Origin of the sequence: Actinotalea sp. C106 (assembly GCF_023630195.1) — a bacterium.
Taxonomy (GTDB): Bacteria; Actinomycetota; Actinomycetes; order Actinomycetales; family Cellulomonadaceae; genus Actinotalea.
Genome location: NZ_JALPKN010000654.1, coordinates 1 through 515 on the forward strand (window position 1 = coordinate 1; position 515 = coordinate 515).

Below are 515 nucleotides of genomic sequence, written 5' to 3' on the forward strand. Positions count from 1 at the left end.
CGCACGCAGGGCCGTGACCAGCGCGGCGGGGGTCGCCTGGGCCGCGATCACCGTGGGGGCGTGGCGCAGCAGGCCGAGCCCCGCGAGGGACCGGTCCTCGACGAGCCCGGCGAGCAGCCCGGGGTCGTCGCTGCGCAGGTAGGAGGAGGCCATGCCGACCCGGACCTGCCCGTGGCGGCGAGCGGCGTCCAGCACGAGGTACTCCAGAGGCTGGGGCACCCCCGAGCGGGCGTGCCGCGAGAGCTCGGCGAGCAGCTCCTCGGCGGTGCGTCCGGCGTCCAGGGCCCGGCGCACGCTGTCCGGGGTGAAGCGCACCGTCAGGCCGGCGCCGCGGGACTCGACCTGGGCCGCGAGGTCGAGCAGCGCTCCCAGGGCCGGGCTGGGCCGCCCGGGCACGATGCCGGTCAGGTCCCCCTGGAGCAGCACCTCGTCGACCGCGGGGGGGAGCTGGGCGGGCAGGGCCTCGGCGGGGGCGGGCATGGGGGGGCCCGGGGTGGCCGGCGCGAAGTCGGGTC

Annotated in this window: 1 protein-coding gene; it reads right to left on the reverse strand. The window is 79.4% G+C overall.

All coding sequences use genetic code 11. The annotated features are described in order from the left end of the window. A partial coding sequence (locus tag L0B03_RS19025) for a helicase-associated domain-containing protein (protein ID WP_250448684.1) occupies positions 1-480 on the reverse strand: 480 nt, incomplete at its 3' end. Positions 481-515: the final 35 nt, after the last annotated feature.